Origin of the sequence: Apibacter adventoris, assembly GCF_002964975.1 — a bacterium.
GTDB classification, from domain to species: Bacteria; Bacteroidota; Bacteroidia; order Flavobacteriales; family Weeksellaceae; genus Apibacter; species Apibacter adventoris.
In genome coordinates this window covers 302703-320456 of record NZ_PSZM01000040.1, presented here as the reverse complement: position 1 = coordinate 320456, position 17754 = coordinate 302703, and the positions used below count along the sequence as shown (strand labels likewise).

The 17754-nt window shown below is 27.3% G+C and carries 16 protein-coding genes; 6 read left to right on the top strand and 10 right to left on the bottom strand.

Features of this window, described 5'->3' with window-relative positions; genetic code table 11:
- The first annotated feature begins 144 nt into the window (after nucleotides 1–144).
- Nucleotides 145–1605 (top strand): aminoacyl-histidine dipeptidase, encoded by a 1461-nt coding sequence (locus C4S77_RS08240; RefSeq protein ID WP_105193189.1) that lies wholly within the window; start codon nucleotides 145–147, stop codon nucleotides 1603–1605.
- 734 nt (nucleotides 1606–2339) lie between these two features.
- Nucleotides 2340–3626: an adenylosuccinate synthase gene (locus tag C4S77_RS08235; protein ID WP_105193191.1), complete on the top strand. Its 1287-nt coding sequence runs from the start codon at nucleotides 2340–2342 to the stop codon at nucleotides 3624–3626.
- 60 nt (nucleotides 3627–3686) lie between these two features.
- Here the strand turns inward: C4S77_RS08235 and recN are convergent, their stop codons facing one another.
- From recN to C4S77_RS08200, 7 genes are all read right to left on the bottom strand, one after another.
- Nucleotides 3687–5339, bottom strand: a complete 1653-nt coding sequence (recN, locus tag C4S77_RS08230) for a DNA repair protein RecN (protein WP_105247137.1) — start codon at nucleotides 5337–5339, stop codon at nucleotides 3687–3689.
- Nucleotides 5340–5344: 5 nt separating this feature from the next.
- Nucleotides 5345–6250 carry a type IX secretion system protein PorD gene (porD, locus tag C4S77_RS08225; protein WP_105247136.1) on the bottom strand — a complete coding sequence of 302 codons (906 nt, stop codon included), beginning with the start codon at nucleotides 6248–6250 and terminating at the stop codon, nucleotides 5345–5347.
- An 11-nt stretch (nucleotides 6251–6261) separates the two neighbouring features.
- Complete coding sequence (gene coaBC / locus C4S77_RS08220) at nucleotides 6262–7476, bottom strand: bifunctional phosphopantothenoylcysteine decarboxylase/phosphopantothenate--cysteine ligase CoaBC (protein ID WP_105247135.1); 1215 nt, start codon at nucleotides 7474–7476, stop codon at nucleotides 6262–6264.
- 9 nt (nucleotides 7477–7485) lie between these two features.
- Complete coding sequence (locus C4S77_RS08215) at nucleotides 7486–7812, bottom strand: DNA-directed RNA polymerase subunit omega (protein ID WP_105247134.1); 327 nt, start codon at nucleotides 7810–7812, stop codon at nucleotides 7486–7488.
- Nucleotides 7813–7849: 37 nt separating this feature from the next.
- The gene (locus C4S77_RS08210; protein ID WP_105193201.1) at nucleotides 7850–8728 is read right to left on the bottom strand and encodes an outer membrane protein assembly factor BamD; all 879 of its coding nucleotides are present in this window, start codon (nucleotides 8726–8728) and stop codon (nucleotides 7850–7852) included.
- Between the two features lie 112 nt (nucleotides 8729–8840).
- On the bottom strand, nucleotides 8841–9725 hold the full coding sequence (gene dapA, locus C4S77_RS08205) for a 4-hydroxy-tetrahydrodipicolinate synthase (RefSeq protein ID WP_105247133.1): 885 nt from the start codon (nucleotides 9723–9725) through the stop codon (nucleotides 8841–8843).
- A gap of 82 nt (nucleotides 9726–9807) precedes the next feature.
- Nucleotides 9808–10851 (bottom strand): acyl-CoA reductase, encoded by a 1044-nt coding sequence (locus C4S77_RS08200; protein ID WP_105247132.1) that lies wholly within the window; start codon nucleotides 10849–10851, stop codon nucleotides 9808–9810.
- 66 nt (nucleotides 10852–10917) lie between these two features.
- Between C4S77_RS08200 and C4S77_RS08195 the strand changes: the two genes are divergently transcribed.
- Genes C4S77_RS08195 through C4S77_RS08180 form a run of 4 tightly spaced genes read left to right on the top strand, consistent with a single transcriptional unit; the run spans nucleotide 10918 to nucleotide 14638 of the window.
- The gene (locus tag C4S77_RS08195) at nucleotides 10918–11271 is read left to right on the top strand and encodes a 4Fe-4S dicluster domain-containing protein (RefSeq protein WP_105193207.1); all 354 of its coding nucleotides are present in this window, start codon (nucleotides 10918–10920) and stop codon (nucleotides 11269–11271) included.
- Between the two features lie 39 nt (nucleotides 11272–11310).
- The gene (gene serC / locus C4S77_RS08190) at nucleotides 11311–12381 is read left to right on the top strand and encodes a 3-phosphoserine/phosphohydroxythreonine transaminase (protein ID WP_105247131.1); all 1071 of its coding nucleotides are present in this window, start codon (nucleotides 11311–11313) and stop codon (nucleotides 12379–12381) included.
- Nucleotides 12382–12403: 22 nt separating this feature from the next.
- On the top strand, nucleotides 12404–13378 hold the full coding sequence (locus C4S77_RS08185) for a D-2-hydroxyacid dehydrogenase (RefSeq protein ID WP_105247130.1): 975 nt from the start codon (nucleotides 12404–12406) through the stop codon (nucleotides 13376–13378).
- Nucleotides 13379–13387: 9 nt separating this feature from the next.
- Nucleotides 13388–14638 carry a DUF1015 domain-containing protein gene (locus C4S77_RS08180; RefSeq protein ID WP_105247129.1) on the top strand — a complete coding sequence of 417 codons (1251 nt, stop codon included), beginning with the start codon at nucleotides 13388–13390 and terminating at the stop codon, nucleotides 14636–14638.
- 39 nt (nucleotides 14639–14677) lie between these two features.
- On the opposite strand, the gene C4S77_RS08175 is transcribed toward C4S77_RS08180, so the two are convergent.
- From C4S77_RS08175 to porX, 3 genes are all read right to left on the bottom strand, one after another.
- Nucleotides 14678–15295 (bottom strand): DUF4230 domain-containing protein, encoded by a 618-nt coding sequence (locus tag C4S77_RS08175; RefSeq protein WP_105247128.1) that lies wholly within the window; start codon nucleotides 15293–15295, stop codon nucleotides 14678–14680.
- An 81-nt stretch (nucleotides 15296–15376) separates the two neighbouring features.
- Nucleotides 15377–15901 carry a thioredoxin family protein gene (locus C4S77_RS08170; RefSeq protein WP_105193217.1) on the bottom strand — a complete coding sequence of 175 codons (525 nt, stop codon included), beginning with the start codon at nucleotides 15899–15901 and terminating at the stop codon, nucleotides 15377–15379.
- A 282-nt stretch (nucleotides 15902–16183) separates the two neighbouring features.
- On the bottom strand, nucleotides 16184–17725 hold the full coding sequence (gene porX, locus C4S77_RS08165; protein ID WP_105247127.1) for a T9SS response regulator signal transducer PorX: 1542 nt from the start codon (nucleotides 17723–17725) through the stop codon (nucleotides 16184–16186).
- Nucleotides 17726–17754: the final 29 nt, after the last annotated feature.

Below are 17754 nucleotides of genomic sequence, written 5' to 3'. Positions count from 1 at the left end.
ATGGATTATTGACTAGCTTCATAAATTATTTTAAGGCTAAAATTAAAATTATAATTAGACATAAAAAAATCAAGTTCTATGAATATAGTCTTTCATAACTAGAAAATTCCGAACTTTGATCAATAAAAAATACAGAAGAAAATTATGGATAATCAAGAGATCAGAAATTTGGAACCAAAAAAATTATGGAATTATTTTGCAGATTTGAATGCTGTACCACGTCCTTCTAAAAAAGAAGAAAAGGTAAGACAATTTATTAAAAATTTTGGAAACACTCTGCATTTAGAAACTTTAGAAGATGAAGTAGGAAATATTGTTATAAAAAAAGCAGCAAGCCCGGGGTTTGAAAAACATAAAAAAGTTGTTTTACAATCACATTTAGATATGGTTTGTCAAAAAAATAATGATATTAATTTTGATTTTGACATTGAAGGTATTAAGATGGAAATAAATGGAGATTGGGTACAAGCTAAAGGTACTACCTTAGGAGCTGATAATGGGGTAGGAGTTGCTACTATTATGAGCATTTTATCTTCTGAAGAAATACAACATCCAGCCATTGAAGCTTTGTTTACTGTAGATGAAGAAACCGGAATGACTGGAGCTTTTGGTTTAAAGTCAGGATTATTATCTGGTGAAATCTTATTAAATTTAGATACAGAAGAAGATGATGAAATAGATATAGGATGTGCCGGAGGAATTGATGTAACTGCAAAAGGCAAATATACCGAAATTGAAATACCTTATGATTATAGTATTTATAAATTGGTATTAAAAGGATTGCATGGAGGTCATTCGGGAATGGAAATACATAAAGGATTAGGCAATTCCAATAAACTTTTAAATCGTTTTTTATATGATTTCCTTGATTTACAGATACATTTAATTTCATTTGATGGAGGCGGTTTAAGAAATGCTATCCCCAGAGAAGCAGAAGCTGTTTTTTGTTTAATGGATAATCAAAAAAACAAACTAATACAGCAATTTGAAAAATTAAGAGAAGAAATAATAACAGAATTTTCCACTATAGAAGAGAATTTAGAAATAGAATTAACTAAAATAGAAGGAGAGACCTCCTCTTTAAACTTTGAAGATAGTAAAAAAATTATATCGGCAATACAAGCAGCACATAATGGGGTATATAGAATGAGTCCTGATATAAAAGATTTAGTGGAAGCCTCTAATAATATTGCAAGAGTAGAATTGAAAAATGGAGAAATCCAAATTCTTTGTTTAACACGTTCATCTGTAAATAGTTCAAAATATTGGGTAGCTACTTCTTTAAAAGCGGCATTTGAATTAGCAGATATGAAAGTAGAATTTACAGGTTCTTATCCAGGATGGAAACCTAATCCAGATTCAGAAATATTAAAGCTGGCTGAAAATATTTATGAAAAACAAAACAAAGAAAAGCCTCTTGTTATGGCTTGTCATGCCGGTTTAGAATGTGGAATTATCGGGGAAAAATATCCGGGCATGGATATGATCTCTTTTGGTCCTACTATTAAAGGAGCACATTCTCCCAAAGAAAAAGTAAGTATATCATCTGTGCAAAAATTTTGGGAATACCTATTAGAAATCTTAAAGAATATTCCGACAAAATAAGAATATATATAATCAAACATAATAGAGATTAATAATTTAAATTAATCTCTTTTTTATTTATTTTTAATCTGATAATAAAAAATAGATGAAAAACTCTAAATGCGAAAAATTCTGTTTTCTAATATGAAAGTTTCCTAAATTTAATCTATATCAAGTTTAGCAACACAGGTTTATATGCAGCTGTAATAAATATAAATAAAAAGGATGTAAAGATGGATATAAAATTATTAGGAGGAAATAAATATTCCGGAATAAAAAAATCTCACGATTGTTTCTAATCAGAATTTCAAAAATATATATTTAAGAATTTAATTATACAGAAACTTTATCTTTTAAATCAAGAATTAAAATTCAAAAGCATATGTATTAATATAAGAAAAATATTTTAGCTGTGTTAGTTTGGTTATGGAGGTTAAAAAAAATATAGAAAATCATAAAATTTTATTTTTTTACACAAAACTTTATGTTCGTATAAAATATTCAAGTTGTAAAAAAAATTCAATAAGCTCAAAATATCTTCCATATCTAAGAGCTTTATGAAAAGGTGAAAAAATTAAATAAAAACTAAAAACTAAAAAGTTTTTAACAAAAAATATTTTTTTTGTTAATAAAAAAACAGCTGACTTTTATTTGAAAGTAAGGTTTTTTCTCATGATTAATTTAATTTTGTAAAGAAAGAATCTACACTTTGTTTCTTTCCTAATAAAAAATAATCAACTATAATAAAATAAAATATGTCAACATATGTTGTGGTCGGTCTTCAATGGGGCGACGAAGGAAAAGGAAAAATAACAGACGTTTTAGCAGAAAAATCTGATTATGTAGTCCGTTATCAAGGAGGAAATAATGCAGGACATACGGTATATGTAAAAGAAGATAAATTTGTATTACATCTTTTACCTTCAGGAGTGCTTCAATGTAAAGGAAAATGCATTATAGGAAATGGAGTTGTAGTAAATCCTGAAGCATTTTTTGATGAAATAGAACAGATTGAAAAAAGAGGTTTGGCTACAGATCATGTTTTTATAAGCAGCAGAGCACATATTATTATGCCTTATCATATTTTATTAGATACTTATAGAGAAGAATTTGCAGGAAAAGGACAAATTGGTACAACAAAAAGAGGAATAGGACCATGCTATGAAGATAAAGTGGCTAGAGTAGGAATTAGAGCTATTGATTTGCTTAATCCCGAAATATTAGAAGCTAAAATTAAAGAGAATCTCTTAGTAAAAAATGCATTATTTGAAAAGCTCTTTAATAAAAAACCTTTAAAATTTGAAGAAATATACCAAAAATATTTAGCCTTTGGTCAAAAATTAAAACATCGGATTATTGAAAGTGAATTTGAACTTAATTATGCCATCCAGCAAGATCGTACAATATTATTTGAAGGAGCACAAGCGTTAATGTTAGATATAGATTTTGGAACCTACCCTTATGTAACTTCATCTTCACCTACTACAGGAGGAGTTTCTGTAGGTGCGGGAATACCACCAACCAGTTTACAATATTTAATCGGGGTGTCTAAAGCCTATTGTACGCGAGTTGGGAATGGTCCTTTCCCTACAGAATTAGAAGATAATATTGGCGAACATATTCGAGAAATAGGAAACGAATATGGAGCTTCTACAGGAAGACCTCGTCGTTGTGGTTGGTTAGATTTGGTTGCTCTTCGGTATTCTTGTATGATTAATGGAATAACTCATTTAGTTATAACCAAACTTGATGTTTTATCAGAGTTTGATAAAATAAAAGTATGTACAGCATATAAAACGAAAGAGGGAAAAATTATTGATTCTTTTCCTGCAACAACAGAAGAATTAGCTGGATATACTGCTGTATATAAAGAGTTAAACGGGTGGAAGTCTGATATTTCTCACATAAAATCTTTTAATGAACTACCAAAAAATGCTCAAGATTATTTACATTTCATTGAAAGTTATTTAGATGTAGAAGTATATTTAGTATCAGTAGGACCAGAACGATCTCAAAATATTATAAGAACTAATTTATTTTAAATAAACAAATAATAATATAAACTTACAATAGTACATTAAAGTAAATGTAGTTTTATTAGTTTAATTAAGAAGTGATTGAGCTTGTGCTCTTGCAATATCTGTAACATCTGATCCACTAATCAGCTGAGCAATTTCCTCTATTCTTTCCTTTGGAGTAAGTAAACGTATCTGGGTTTGAGTTTTGTTCTCAACCTCATTTTTTTCAACCTTAAATTGATAATTCCCTTTTGCAGCAACTTGAGGTAAATGGGTTATAACAATAAGTTGCATAGTCTTTGACATTTCTTGCATCAGTATGCCTATTTCATTAGCAATTCTTCCTGAAACTCCGGTGTCTATCTCGTCTAATATCAAAGTAGGAAGATTATCATTTTCAGCCATGATTTTTTTGATAGCAAGCATAACCCTAGAGCGTTCTCCTCCAGATATTGATTTTTCAATAGGTAATAACTTTTTCCCCATATTAGCAGAAAATAAAAATGAAATCTTATCTGAACCTAATCCATTAAAATGATCGATAGTTTCTAATTTTATATTTATTTTAGACTTATCCATTCCTAATTTAGTTAGAATTTCTAATATTCTTTTTTCAAGAAATGGAATATTTTCTAATCTTTTATTATGTAATTCCGTTGCATGTAAATTGAGCTCATTTATATATTTTTGTATCTGTTTCTGACTAATAGAAATTTCTTTTTCTAAATTTTCAGAATTTGTAGTTTTTTTTAATAAATGGTTTTTAATTTCAAGCAACTCATCAACAGAATTTACTTTATGTTTTTGCAATAAGGTATTAATTTCATTAAACTTTTGATTAAGCTCTTCAAATCTTATAGGATTAAATTCTAATTTTTCTAATAAAAGATCATATTCTGAAGTGATATCTTGCAATTCTAGTTTTACACTGTTTATCCTTTCGGCAAGTTTTTCAAGATCAGATAACAAAACAGCTCCTTTATCCATACGTGAAGAAATTTCTTGCAATTGGTTTAAAGTACCTATATCCTCATTTTGTAATAATTGTTGAGATTCGGAAATAATATGAGCAATGAATTCGGAATTTTTCATCATATTCAGTTCGTTTTCCAAATCAGAAAATGAAAGAGATTCTAGTTCAGCATTTTCTAATTCTTCCCATAAATATTTATTATATTCAGAATCATTATTATTTGAATCAAATTGCTTTATTAACTCCTCAAGTTTCTTTTTTTCCAATATATATTGATTATATATAGAAATATATTTAGAAAATTGAATTTCAAGACCTGAGAATTTATCCAATAATCCCATCTGATAGTTTTCATTATACAAATCAGAAGTTTCAAATTGAGAGTGAATATCTATAAGTTGATATGTTAATTCATGTAAAGTATCTAAAGTAACAGGAGTGTCATTAATAAATGCACGAGATTTTCCAGAAGGAAGAATTTCCCTACGTATTACCGTATTTTCTTCAAAATCTAAATCGTTTTGTATAAAAAAATTTGCAAATTGACCAGAAGATAATTGAAAATCAGCTTCAATAAAACATTTTTTTTCAGAATTTTTAATTGATTTAATTTCAGCTCTTTCACCTAATACTAATTTTAAAGCACCTAATATAATAGACTTACCCGCACCGGTTTCTCCGGTAATTGTAATCAGTCCGTTAGGAAAATCAATAGTAAGATTATCTATCAATGCATAATTACGAATTGATAAATGAGTCAACATGTTTTTTAGTTTTTAATTTTATTCCAATAATCACTGCTGTTTATTGGGGATAGATTTTGAAGTAAAGTTTTTAAATCATTTATGTTAACAGCTGTCACAGTTTGCCCACCAGAGAAAATATTTTTGATTTCTTCTTTTTTAGAAGAAAGGAATATGTCTAATGGATAAAATTGAAAATTTTCTGAATATGTTTTTAATGCTAATAAACTATTAGCAATAGTTGTTTTGGCCTTTTGTTCTTCAGTTGCCATATTATCCAATCCTAATCGATGATATTGATAAGAAATATTTCTGAGAACGGAAGACTTATCATTTATAATATCAGCAATAATTCCACCGCGAGTTCTTGGACCGTCAAAAGAATTCCAACCATTATATCCTTGATTTATAGCATTATCTGATATTTTTTGAGCAGTATTAAAGTATTCTGTTCCTCCCATAGGAGAAAAAGTATCTGCATCATATCCTAAGATCATAAAAACATAGAAAGAAATAACATCAACTAAATTTTTTCCACTAAATCTGCGCCCATTAAAGGTAAGATTTTCAGATTCAATATAATTAAAAGTAAAATCTTTATCCTGATAATTTAAAACGGGAGTTTGATAGGTACTATTAAAAACGGGACGACTGGATTGTACGAGAATAGAACCTTTAAATTGATCTGTAGACTTTCTTTCTTCTATAATTATACTGAAAGAACATTTGATTCTTTCTTGTAAAGATAAATGTTGGGTTGTCCAACTTGTATTATTGATAAAATCTTTTAAACTTTTTTCTAAAGTTATAAATACCTGATTATTAGACCCCTGTACTTTACTGTAATTTATAATTACATTAGCTAACAGTTCCTGCGAAAAATTATAAGTAGGAAAAGATAAGAATAACAAGAGCAATATAAAATGTTTCATACCTTAGGAAATTATGAAGATTCTAATAATTTGGATTCTATATATTGTAAAATATCTTCTGCAACTTTCGATTTTAATTTTAAATCAAAGTGTTCTTTTTTTCTATTTTTATCAAAAATAGTAATTTTATTTGTTTCAGATTGAAAACCGGCTCCTTTATCTTGAAGAGAATTGAGAATAATAATGTCAAGATTTTTCTTTTGTAATTTTTTTATAGCATTTTCTTCCTCATTATTGGTTTCTAAAGCAAAACCTACCAAAAATTGTTTTTCTTTAGTCTTCCCCATGTTATAAAGTATATCTTCATTTTTAACAAAAGAAATAGAAAATGTATTTTCAGTTTTTTTGATTTTGGTTTTTGATACCGTTTCAGGACGATAATCAGCTACAGCAGCAGCCATAATTGCTATATCTGTATTTGCATAATAGTCAAAAACAGCTTTATACATTTCTTTTGAAGAAACGACATCAATTCTTTTAATGTTAGATGAAGAAGAAAGTACTTGATTTGTAGGACCTGTAATTAAAGTAACATCTGCCCCGAATTTTTCTGCTGCTTTTGCTAATTCAAATCCCATCTTACCAGAAGAGTGATTTCCTATAAACCTTACAGGATCAATTGATTCATAAGTTGGTCCGGCAGTAATTAATACTTTCTTTCCAAAAAAAACTAAATCTTTTCTTATAAAATGCTCTATATATGTAACTATTTCATCAGGTTCAGCCATTCTTCCCTCACCATCTAAACCACTTGCCAATTCTCCTTTATTAGGGGGGATTAATATATCGCCTTTTAACTGTAGTTTTTTTATATTTTCCTGATTTATAGGATTTTGATACATATCTAAATCCATTGCAGGAGCAAAAAAAACAGTAGATTTTGCTGAAAGATAAGTGGTTAATGCTAAATTATCCGCTTCTGCACTTGCCATTTTAGATATAGTATTAGAAGTTGCAGGCGCAATGACAATAAAGTCTGAATTTAAAGCAAAATTAACATGATTATTCCATTCGCCTGTTTCATTTTTTATAAAATGGGTATAAACAGGTTTTTTAGAAAGAGTAGAAAGTGTAAGCGGGGTTATAAAATTATGAGCCTCAGGAGTCATAATTACTTGCACTTGGGCACCTTTTTTTATAAAAAGTCTCACAAGGGAAGCTGTTTTATAAGCTGCTATTCCTGCAGTTACTATCAATAATATATTTTTCCCTTGTAAAAACGACATAGAAAAAAATTAGATTTGCGGGGTATCTGTTTTTCTAAAATAAACTTCATTGTCTAACCATTCTTGAATAGCTATTAAAGTAGGTTTCGGAAGTTTTTCATAATATTTAGATACTTCAATTTGCTCTCTGTTTTCAAACACTTCATCTAAAGAGTCGCTATTAGAAGCAAATTCATCTAATTTTTGGTTTAGATCATTTTTTATAATAGTATTAATTTGTTCGGCTCTTTTTCCAATAATTACTATGGCTTCATAAATATTTCCAACTTTACTTTCAATTTCTTCTTTATTAAAAGTAATAGTACTAGAGGGTGCATGTAATTCTTTTAAATTCATATCTTGGATACTATGTTTATATTTATTATAATTAATATTAGCTGATTTTTCTTCTGTCTTTTTCTATCTCTTTGGTATTTTCTTCTGAATTTGATTTAGATTCTTGTATAGCTTTTTCAGTATTTTCATAACTTAGTTCTGCATTATCTAGTCTATTTTTTAGACGTTTTGATTCATCAAAATATTCAGAATTTGGATACTGAGCAATAAAATAATCATAAGTTTTTCTAGCATCTGTAATTCTATCCTTTTGTAACTTGTGTATAGAATTAACAGCTAATTCAGTTTTTGCTCTTAAAAGATATATAGTTATTTCTTCTTTAAATTTTGTGTCCGGAAAATCATTTAAAACATTATTTAATGAAATAATAGCTCCTTTATATTCTGTAATTTTATAAAGGGTTTTTGCATTTTCAAACGCTTTTTTCTCTAATTTTCTATTAAGTTCATCAATCATTTGATTACATGAAGAAACTTTATCAGAATTAGGATAGGTATTTATATAATTTTGTAATTCTTTTAAAGCATCATAAGTATTCGTTTGATCGAGGTTATAATCCGGAGAATCAATAAAGTAACAATAAGCAACCATATAAGCCGCTTCGTTTGCTCTTGGATCTTTTGGAAAAGAGAGTACAAAATTTTTAAATTGATGGGCAGCTAATCGGTAATTCTTATCTTGATAGTTTAAGTTGGCATTCCTATAAGCTACTTCTGGAGCTTCATCTGTACCTACTACAAATTTTGTAGCATATTCATAAAGACTAATAGCTTGTGTGTATTTCTTTCTAGCTTCATATTCTTCAGCTACTTTTAATATAAAATCTTTGTCAGTGCTTTTTAATGCTCGACTCAATCTTCTTTCACAACTTACTAAAAGCATTAATATAAAACTTGTAAGAATTATTTTTTTCATCAGCTTGCAAAATTACATTTTTTTAATAATTAAAACAAATAAATAAAAATTAACGTTTTATGAACTTAGAGAATGAGTTTTCAATGTCAAAATTTATTTATATGTATAATGCTTATGACATGGAAATACGATTTAGCTCTATTTTTATATCGTGAATTAATTGTTCAGATGCATGTACTAAAGGAAGCCGGGTATAAGGTTTACATAAACCATTAATAGCGAGTAATGCTTTAATGCCGGCAGGATTTCCTTCTTTAAAGATTAATTTGAAAAGATTCTGTATTTGATAATGAATTTTATAAGCTTCATCTACTTTTTTTTCTAATCCTAAATGGATCATAGAAGATACTAAATTAGGTAATGCTTGTCCAATAACAGAAATTACTCCACTTCCTCCGGCAAGAGTTATTGGCAAAGCAAGTTCATCATCTCCGGAAATTACCATAAAATTTTCAGGTTTATCTTTTATTATATAAGTTGATTGTAAAAAATTAGGAGAAGCTTCTTTGATGGCTATAATAGAACTAAATTCATTTGCTAAACGCAAAGTTGTGGCTGCTTCTATGTTAGAGGCTGTTCTTCCGGGAACATTATATAAAATAATAGGTTTCGTACTAGCTTGGGTCAAGGCTTTGTAATGCTGGTAAATTCCTTCTTGAGAAGGTTTGTTATAATATGGAGATACCGATAATATAGATACAAAATCTTTTAAATCTGCTAATTGTATTTGACTAATTACTTCATTTGTATTATTTCCTCCTATTCCCAAAACTAAAGGCAAACGCTTATTATTACTCTTTTTTATGCAATCAATTACTTTTTTTTTCTCTTCAGAACTTAGTGTAGCACTTTCTGCAGTTGTTCCTAAAACTACAAAATAGTCCACTCCATTTTCTATATTATAATGTACTATTTTTTCTAAAGCAGGGAAATCAATTGATCCATCTTCATTGAAAGGTGTTATTAAAGCTACACCCAAGCCTTGTAATAATTTCATAAGAGTAATAATTTATTTTTTATAATTTATAAAGTAAAAATAATATTTATTTTTAAATTTAGGAATACAAAACCTATATAATTTATTTTTGAGTTAATAAGAATTCTATAGTATCTATGCCATCTGCATATTCATTAAGTTTAGGATATTGGGTTTTACCAAATGAAATTTTTGTAAATCGTATTGATTCTGAATTAGAAACGACACACTGAATTTTATTTTTATTTTGTGAAATATAATTATTAAGAGAAGATATTTCTTGATAATGCTTATAGAAAATTACCCCAATAGGACTGTATAAATCTTCAGATTCTTTAAGCATAATAAAATTATTATCCCAAAATTTATCTTCATTCATGAGGTATATAGCCTTATTGTACTCATAATTATTAGTGTATTTGTTATGATTTATAACGTCTTGGTAAGGTAAAAAAGATTTAAAAATATTGTCAAGATTATAATTTTCAGGAATAAATATTTGTGTAACATTTCTACATCCTAAGCCAAAGTAGGTAAATATATCTTTAGCTAAATTATCTAAATCTTTGCCGGATTCATTTCCTTCTAAAATAGCCAAAGAGGTTCGGTTTTTTCTTATTATGTGAGGAATATCTTTAAAATAATATTCAAAATATTTTGCTGTATTATTACTGCCTGTTGTTATAACTGCATCATAAAATTCTAATTTTTCAACAATTTTAAATTCTAAATCTTTATAAAAATTTTTCCATAGATTCAAAATGAAAGGGATTAATATATTGTCTTTGGATGATAGTTTAATTTGAGCTCTATGTCCGGTTATTAATACACAAATACAGTCATGCAAACCGACCATTGGTATATTACCAGCTAATATTAAGCCTATTGTTTTTTTAGATACAGCATGATTTATTGTTTTATATTTGGAAATCCAATTAGAGATGTTTTCATAAGTAAGAATATTTCCCCAATAATCAAATGCGGTAAAAATATTTTTTTGCGTAAACCAGGGGTTTTTAATTTCAGCAAGCTTTATAATATTATCTAATTCTAAAAAAAAAGAAGAATTTTTACCCTTGTTTTGATTGAATTGATATAAAATTTCACCAACTTTTACAAGGGACTTTATTTTCTGTTCTAAACTCATGGCTAATATAAATTATGTAAAAAAAATTGTATAATTTTGCAACAAAAATAAAGTAAATAATTCGGTATGGCCATAAAAATAACAGATGAATGTATAAATTGTGGAGCTTGTGAGCCTGAATGCCCTAATAATGCTATATATGAAGGAGCTGTGGACTGGAAAATGTCAGAAGGAACTGAATTAACAGGAATGATTGTTACTAAAACGGGGCTTTCTATTGATGCTGATGCTCCTCAAAAACCTTTATCCGATGATATTTATTATATAGTTACAGATAAATGTACAGAATGTGAAGGATTTCATGAAGAACCACAATGTGCAGCAGTATGTCCAGTAGACTGTTGTGTCCCAGATGATAATCATGTAGAAACAAGTGAAGAATTATTAGCTAAAAAGAATTTTTTACATTCTTCATCTTAATATTTAACGATATGCACCCAACCTTAAAAATTTAAACTAATGAAAAAATTTAATTTTAGTGCTGGTCCTTCTACACTACCAGAAGAAGTTCTTCAGCAGGCCTCAGAAGCAATATTAGACCTTAATAAAAGTGGATTGTCATTAATTGAAATATCACATAGAAGTAAAGATTTTATTGCTATTATGGATGAATCAAGGGCCCTAGTTAAAAAATTAATGAAGCTGGATGATGATCATGAAGTTTTATTTTTACAAGGTGGAGCTAGCCTTCAATTTTTAATGGCTCCTTTAAATTTTTTAAAAAAAGGTTCGAAAGCTGCTTATATAGATAGTGGGAATTTTGCTTCAGCATCTATTAAAGAAGCAAAAAAAATAGGATTTATTGATGTTTTAGCATCTTCTAAAGAGGCTAATTATACATATATTCCTAAAAATTATGAAATACCCTTAGACGTAGATTATTTACATTTAACTTCTAACAATACAGTTTACGGTACTGAAATGCACGATTTTCCGGAAACTTCTGTACCATTAGTATGCGACATGTCTTCTGATATATTAAGTAAAGAATTAAATTTTAATAAATTTGCTCTTATTTATGCAGGAGCACAAAAAAATATAGGTCCTGCTGGAGTTACATTGGTGATAGTAAACAAAACATTATTAGGAAAAACAGGTCGTGATCTTCCTTCTTATCTAGATTATCAAGTACATATAAGCAAAGAAAGTATGGCTAATACTCCCCCTGTTTTTGCTATTTACACCACTTTATTAAATTTGAAATGGCTTGAAAAACAAGGAGGGGTTAGTGCAGCTGCTGAAAGAAATAAAATTAAAGCAGATCTTTTATATGGAGAAGTAGATAGAAATCCTTTATTTAGAGGAGTATGTGAAAAAGTAGATCGTTCTTTAATGAATGTATGTTTTTTTCTTAATGATGAGGAAAAGTTAAAAGAAAAGTTTGATAAAATGTGGAAAGATTCCAATATAGTTGGAATTGGTGGGTACCGTTCTGTGGGTGGTTATAGAGCAAGCATTTATAATGCTATGCCATTAGAGGGTGTTCAGACTTTGGTAAATGTCATGAAAGAGTTAGAAAAAACTGCCTAAAATCTATATAATATATTTAAATATGAAAATATTACCTAATGATGGCATATCATTATCTGCCATAGAAGTGTTAGAAAAAGAAGGGTTAGAAGTTTTAAATCATAAAGTAGCCCAAGAGCAATTAGCAAATTTTATTAATGAAAACAAAGTAGAAGTTTTATTGGTGAGAAGTGCAACTCAGGTAAAAAAAGATTTAATTGATTCATGTCCAACCTTAAAAATTATTGGTAGAGGAGGTGTAGGCATGGATAATATAGATGTGGATTATGCTAAGAAAAAAGGGATTAATGTAATAAATACACCTGCAGCTTCATCAAGATCTGTAGCAGAACTTGTTTTTGCTCATATGTTATCTTTATATCGTTTTTTACAAGACTCAAATAGAAATATGCCATTAGAAGGAGATACTAATTTTTCTGCTTTAAAAAAATCTTATGGAAAAGCTATGGAACTTGGAGGTAAAACGTTGGGGGTTATTGGCTTTGGAAGAATTGGGGTGGAAGTAGCAAAAATAGGTTTGGCTTTAGGTATGAAAGTTATTGTTTCTGATGCCGAAAAAATAACTCGTACATTAACTTTAGATTTTTTTGATGGACAAAAAGTTGATTTTACTTTAACAACTACAACCATAGAAGAAGTTTTAAAAAACTCAGACGCAATTTCTGTTCACGTTCCTAAACAGCCTAAATATATTATAGGTGAAAAAGAAATTAATTTAATGAAAAAAACTTCTATTTTAGTCAATGCTTCTCGTGGAGGAGTTATTGATGAAGTTGCTTTAATAAATGCGCTTAATGAAGATAAAATATTTGGTGCCGCTTTAGATGTTTTTGAAAAAGAACCGAAACCTGAAATTACATTATTAATGAATCCAAAATTATCCCTTTCTCCTCATATCGGAGGTAATACACTTGAGGCACAGGAAAGAGTTGGAATAGAATTAGCAGAACAAATAATTAGCTTTTATAAGAATAATCATCAAAATTTATCATCCTAACCGAAGACTATGTTAAGTTTTAAACCGTTTAAAGGAATCCATATAAAAGAAGAATATATAGAAAAATTTCCCATATACACTCCGGAGAAATATACAGAAGAGCAAATTAAAGCTAAATTAAAAGATAAAAATCCTTCCTATATAGATATAATAAGACCTACTTTTTTTAAAGGAGAAAGTCCTCTTAAAAACAGGTTTAAAAAAGTTAGAAAAAGATTTGAAGAGTATATAAACGAAAATCTTTTAGAACATGATCCGGCATCAATTTATATATATGAACAAAAGAAAAGAAATGGAGAAATTTTTAAAGGGATTATAGGTTTGGTTTCAGTAGAAGACTTTAAAGAAAATCGTGTAAAAATACCGGAAAAAACAATTGAACAAAAACAAAAAATATTTACCGAATTCTTAGATATTACTTATTTACAAACTAATCCTGTTTTATTAACATATGATTCTAATTCTAAATTAGATGTAATGATGGAGCTCGAAATGAAAAGTAAACCCCTTTTTCATATTGAGGATGAATTAGATATTTCGCATAAAATATGGAAAGTCGATAATCGGTTAAAATTAGCTCAGTTTAAAGAAACTATAGAAAATCTTCCTGCATTATATTTAGCTGATGGACATTATCGAATGGCTGCAGCAATAGAACATTCAGATAAAATAAAAGAAAAAGCAAAATCTAAAGATTTTTTATTTGATATGAACCATCAGGTTATGTCCTTACTAATTTCAAGTCATTCATTAAAGATATATGAATATAATAGATTAATCAAATCTTTAGGTTCTTTAACAAAAGATAAATTATTTACAAAATTAGAAAAATATTTTACCATAAATGAAAAAGGAGAACAACCATATTTTCCTTCTCATAAGCATCATATAAGTATGTATTTTGATAAAAAATTTTATGGTTTATATATAAAACATGAGTATAGAGGAACTCCTGATGATTTAGGTAATATAGACACGTATCTATTTAATAAATTTATTCTCGGTCCTGTATTTAATATTTCCGATGAAAATGAAGAAAAAAAACTAGTCTCATATCTTAAAGGAACAAATGATATAAAAGGGATTATAAATATGAAACAAGTTGTGGATAATGGTGATTATCAAATCGCATTTGGTTTTTATTCAATACCTTTTTCAGATTTAAAAGTAATTTCGGATTTAAATTTAAAAATTCCTGCAAAAAGTACTTATATAGAACCTGAATTACTTTCCGGTTTGATTATGCTTGATATGAAATAAAGTATTTTTAATAAATTTTGTTTTATATTAGATTCATTTTTAATTTTTTATAGGTTCTAATTCTTTTGCGTAAGGAGTTTCATCATTTATTTTCCAATTATATAAACGAGCAATACTATAAAGATCTTTTAAATTAGAAATTAATTGATTGTGAGCTAATAATTTTATATTAGAGTTTTCCACTTCTTTTTGTATATCTTTTTTTCCTTCTGTCATTACTGAATTTAAATCAGCTTTGGAAAAATTATTAAACAATCCTTCTTCCATACTATATATTTCTACATCAGGATAAACGTTGAGTTCTGGTTCTGGTAAAAAAATTATATTTATTTTTTTATTAACAGAATCAACATTAATTTTCATTTTTTTCATATCATAAGTAACCTGAGCTTTAGCAGTAATATATAAAACAATATTTTTATTAAGAAAATTTAAATATTTAGGATTATAATCATTATACTTTTTAGTTCTGAAAGCAGAATAGTTTTGCTCTATAACAATCATTTTATTTAAACGTTGTATCTCATGATTTATAATCCTTGTATCAACAATGTTATTTTCTTTAGTTGAGAAATTTTTAAATAATAAAATAGATATTATACCTCCAATAATAAAACAGGCAATTACAATAATAATTTTAGTTAATTTTGCTAACATATGCTTAAATATATATATAATTATATATGCATAAACTATGCAAAAATTGATATAATTACATAAAAATATCTAAAAATTAAATTATTTTCTTAAAAATATGTTATAAAGATCTTCTTCTAAAGTTTCATGAGTGGGGGTTTCAGTTATTCTTCCTATTTCATTTTCACCTTTATATATTATAAAAACAGGTATTCTGGTAATACCTTTTTGGTTTTGTTCTCCATAAAAACTTTCTTTATTTTTATTTAAAGCATATAGATCAATTTTTTTCTTAGGAAATTTTGATTCATCAAGAATCTTTAAAAATCGAGGAAGTTGTTCTTGCGTATCACTACACCAAGTACCTAAAAAAATTTCTATTCTATAAAATTTAGCTTTCCTTCTTATTGTATTTATAAATTTTTTCTTTGGAATATAGGAGTCATATTCTTTAAGATACCAATCTTTAAAATCTGGAGACGTTAAGGCATCAGTTGTTATCCTTCCAATAAGCATAGGCTCTCCCTCCGTATTTATAATTTTTTTATTAACTATAATTTTTTCAGATCTACAACTTGAAAACATACAAAGAACACAAATAAATAATATAAATTGATTAATTTTCATATATCAAAAATAATTTTGGTAAATATACAAAACTCTTGTAAATTTTTTATAACAGTTAATATTTAACTAGATATATATTATAATTTCGATTATATATTTAGAATTAATAAATACCAATAATAAATTTAATCGATTAATATTAAAAAAAATAAAGAGAAAAAGAGTTTTTAAATAAAAAAGTAAAATAAAGTTCTTACCTTAATACAATATATAAATATGTAATAAAAAATAGATAATCCATAATAATTCTTAGGCAATAAATATTTATGCTAAAAAATTATATTATTCTAAAACTACAATCGGGATAATCATTTCTTCAAGAGATATACCACCATGCTGATAGGTATCTTTATAATAATTCACATAATGATTATAATTTTTAGGATAAGCAAAAAATTTATTTTCTTTAGCAAAAATATATTTGGAGTTTACGTTTACTTTTGGCAAAAAGAAATCTTCAGGATCACTTACAGCAAATACATCTTTTGCTTCATATTGAAGATTTTTGCCTAATTTATATCTTAGGTTAGTAGAAGATTCTTTATCCCCTATAACTCTGCTAGGTTTTTTCACATAAATAGTTCCATGATCAGTAGTAATAATCAATTTATATCCGTCTTCAGCAGCTTGTTGCACAATTTTAAGAATGCTTGAATTTTCAAACCATGTGTATGTTAATGAACGAAAAGTTTTATCATCTCTTATTAATTCACTAACAATATTATTATTTGTTTTAGCATGAGAGAGTATATCAATAAAATTGTAAACAATAGTAATAAGATCTAAATTATTATAAATTTTAAAATCTTCATATATTTTTTTTTCAAAATCAGCATTGAGTACCTTAAAATATTTAGTTTTTAGGTCTTTTAATCCTAATCTTTGCAATTGAGCATTTAATAGCTCATTTTCAAATTGATTTTTTTGTTCCTCATCATTTTCCCCAACCCAATATTGAGGAAAATTTTTTTCAATTTCGAGAGGTAACAAACCCGAAAAAAAAGAATTTCTTGCATATTGAGTAGAGGAAGGTAAAATACTAAAATATGATTGTTCAGTAACTTTATTATAATACTTACTAAATAAAGGTTGTATAACTTTCCACTGATCATAACGTAAATTATCAATCATTAACAATAATACCTTCTCATTTTTTTCAATGGTAGGTCTTATTACATCTTTAAAAACAGTATGAGACATTTTAGGCTTTACATCAGTATGAAGCCAATCTCTATAATTTTTTTCAATAAACTTGGAAAATAAATTATCGGCTTCTTCTTTCTGGTTTTGAAGAATGCTTGTCATTTCTGCATCCTCTAATTTATCGAATTTAAGATCCCATTGTATTAGTTTAAGATATATTTGTACCCAATCATTATAATTTTCTGCATACATTAAATCCATAGAAATCTTACGAAAATCTTGTTGGTAATTTAGAACCGTCTTTTTTTCAATAATTTCATCTCCCTTTAAAACTTTTTTTAAACTCAATAATATCTGATTGGGATTAACGGGTTTCAAAATATAGTCGGAAATTTTTTCACCAATAGCTTCCTCCATAATGTCTTCCTCTTCATTTTTAGTTATCATAATAACAGGTAAAGTGTTTTCAATTTCTTTAATTTTTTGTAAAGCTTCCAAACCACCCATTCCCGGCATATTTTCATCTAATAAAACCGCATTGAAATTCCCTCCGGTAATTAATTTTAAAGCATCAGGTGCGTTATTTATTCCTGTTACTTCATATCCTTTATTTTTTAAAAATATAGAATGAGACTCAAGCATTTCAATTTCATCATCGATCCATAATATTTTTGCAATCATTTTAAATATTTTATTTTTGCATATAAAAA

Coding starts and splice junctions, on each gene's coding strand:
- C4S77_RS08195 (WP_105193207.1), top strand. CDS start 10,918: ATGGCCATAAAAATAACAGATGAATGTATAAATTGTGGAGCTTGTGAG.
- C4S77_RS08185 (WP_105247130.1), top strand. CDS start 12,404: ATGAAAATATTACCTAATGATGGCATATCATTATCTGCCATAGAAGTG.
- C4S77_RS08170 (WP_105193217.1), bottom strand. CDS start 15,901: ATGAAAATTAATCAATTTATATTATTTATTTGTGTTCTTTGTATGTTT.
- C4S77_RS08240 (WP_105193189.1), top strand. CDS start 145: ATGGATAATCAAGAGATCAGAAATTTGGAACCAAAAAAATTATGGAAT.
- porX (WP_105247127.1), bottom strand. CDS start 17,725: ATGATTGCAAAAATATTATGGATCGATGATGAAATTGAAATGCTTGAG.
- serC (WP_105247131.1), top strand. CDS start 11,311: ATGAAAAAATTTAATTTTAGTGCTGGTCCTTCTACACTACCAGAAGAA.
- dapA (WP_105247133.1), bottom strand. CDS start 9,725: ATGAAATTATTACAAGGCTTGGGTGTAGCTTTAATAACACCTTTCAAT.
- recN (WP_105247137.1), bottom strand. CDS start 5,339: ATGTTGACTCATTTATCAATTCGTAATTATGCATTGATAGATAATCTT.
- C4S77_RS08210 (WP_105193201.1), bottom strand. CDS start 8,728: ATGAAAAAAATAATTCTTACAAGTTTTATATTAATGCTTTTAGTAAGT.
- C4S77_RS08180 (WP_105247129.1), top strand. CDS start 13,388: ATGTTAAGTTTTAAACCGTTTAAAGGAATCCATATAAAAGAAGAATAT.
- coaBC (WP_105247135.1), bottom strand. CDS start 7,476: ATGTCGTTTTTACAAGGGAAAAATATATTATTGATAGTAACTGCAGGA.
- porD (WP_105247136.1), bottom strand. CDS start 6,250: ATGAAACATTTTATATTGCTCTTGTTATTCTTATCTTTTCCTACTTAT.
- C4S77_RS08235 (WP_105193191.1), top strand. CDS start 2,340: ATGTCAACATATGTTGTGGTCGGTCTTCAATGGGGCGACGAAGGAAAA.
- C4S77_RS08215 (WP_105247134.1), bottom strand. CDS start 7,812: ATGAATTTAAAAGAATTACATGCACCCTCTAGTACTATTACTTTTAAT.
- C4S77_RS08175 (WP_105247128.1), bottom strand. CDS start 15,295: ATGTTAGCAAAATTAACTAAAATTATTATTGTAATTGCCTGTTTTATT.
- C4S77_RS08200 (WP_105247132.1), bottom strand. CDS start 10,851: ATGAGTTTAGAACAGAAAATAAAGTCCCTTGTAAAAGTTGGTGAAATT.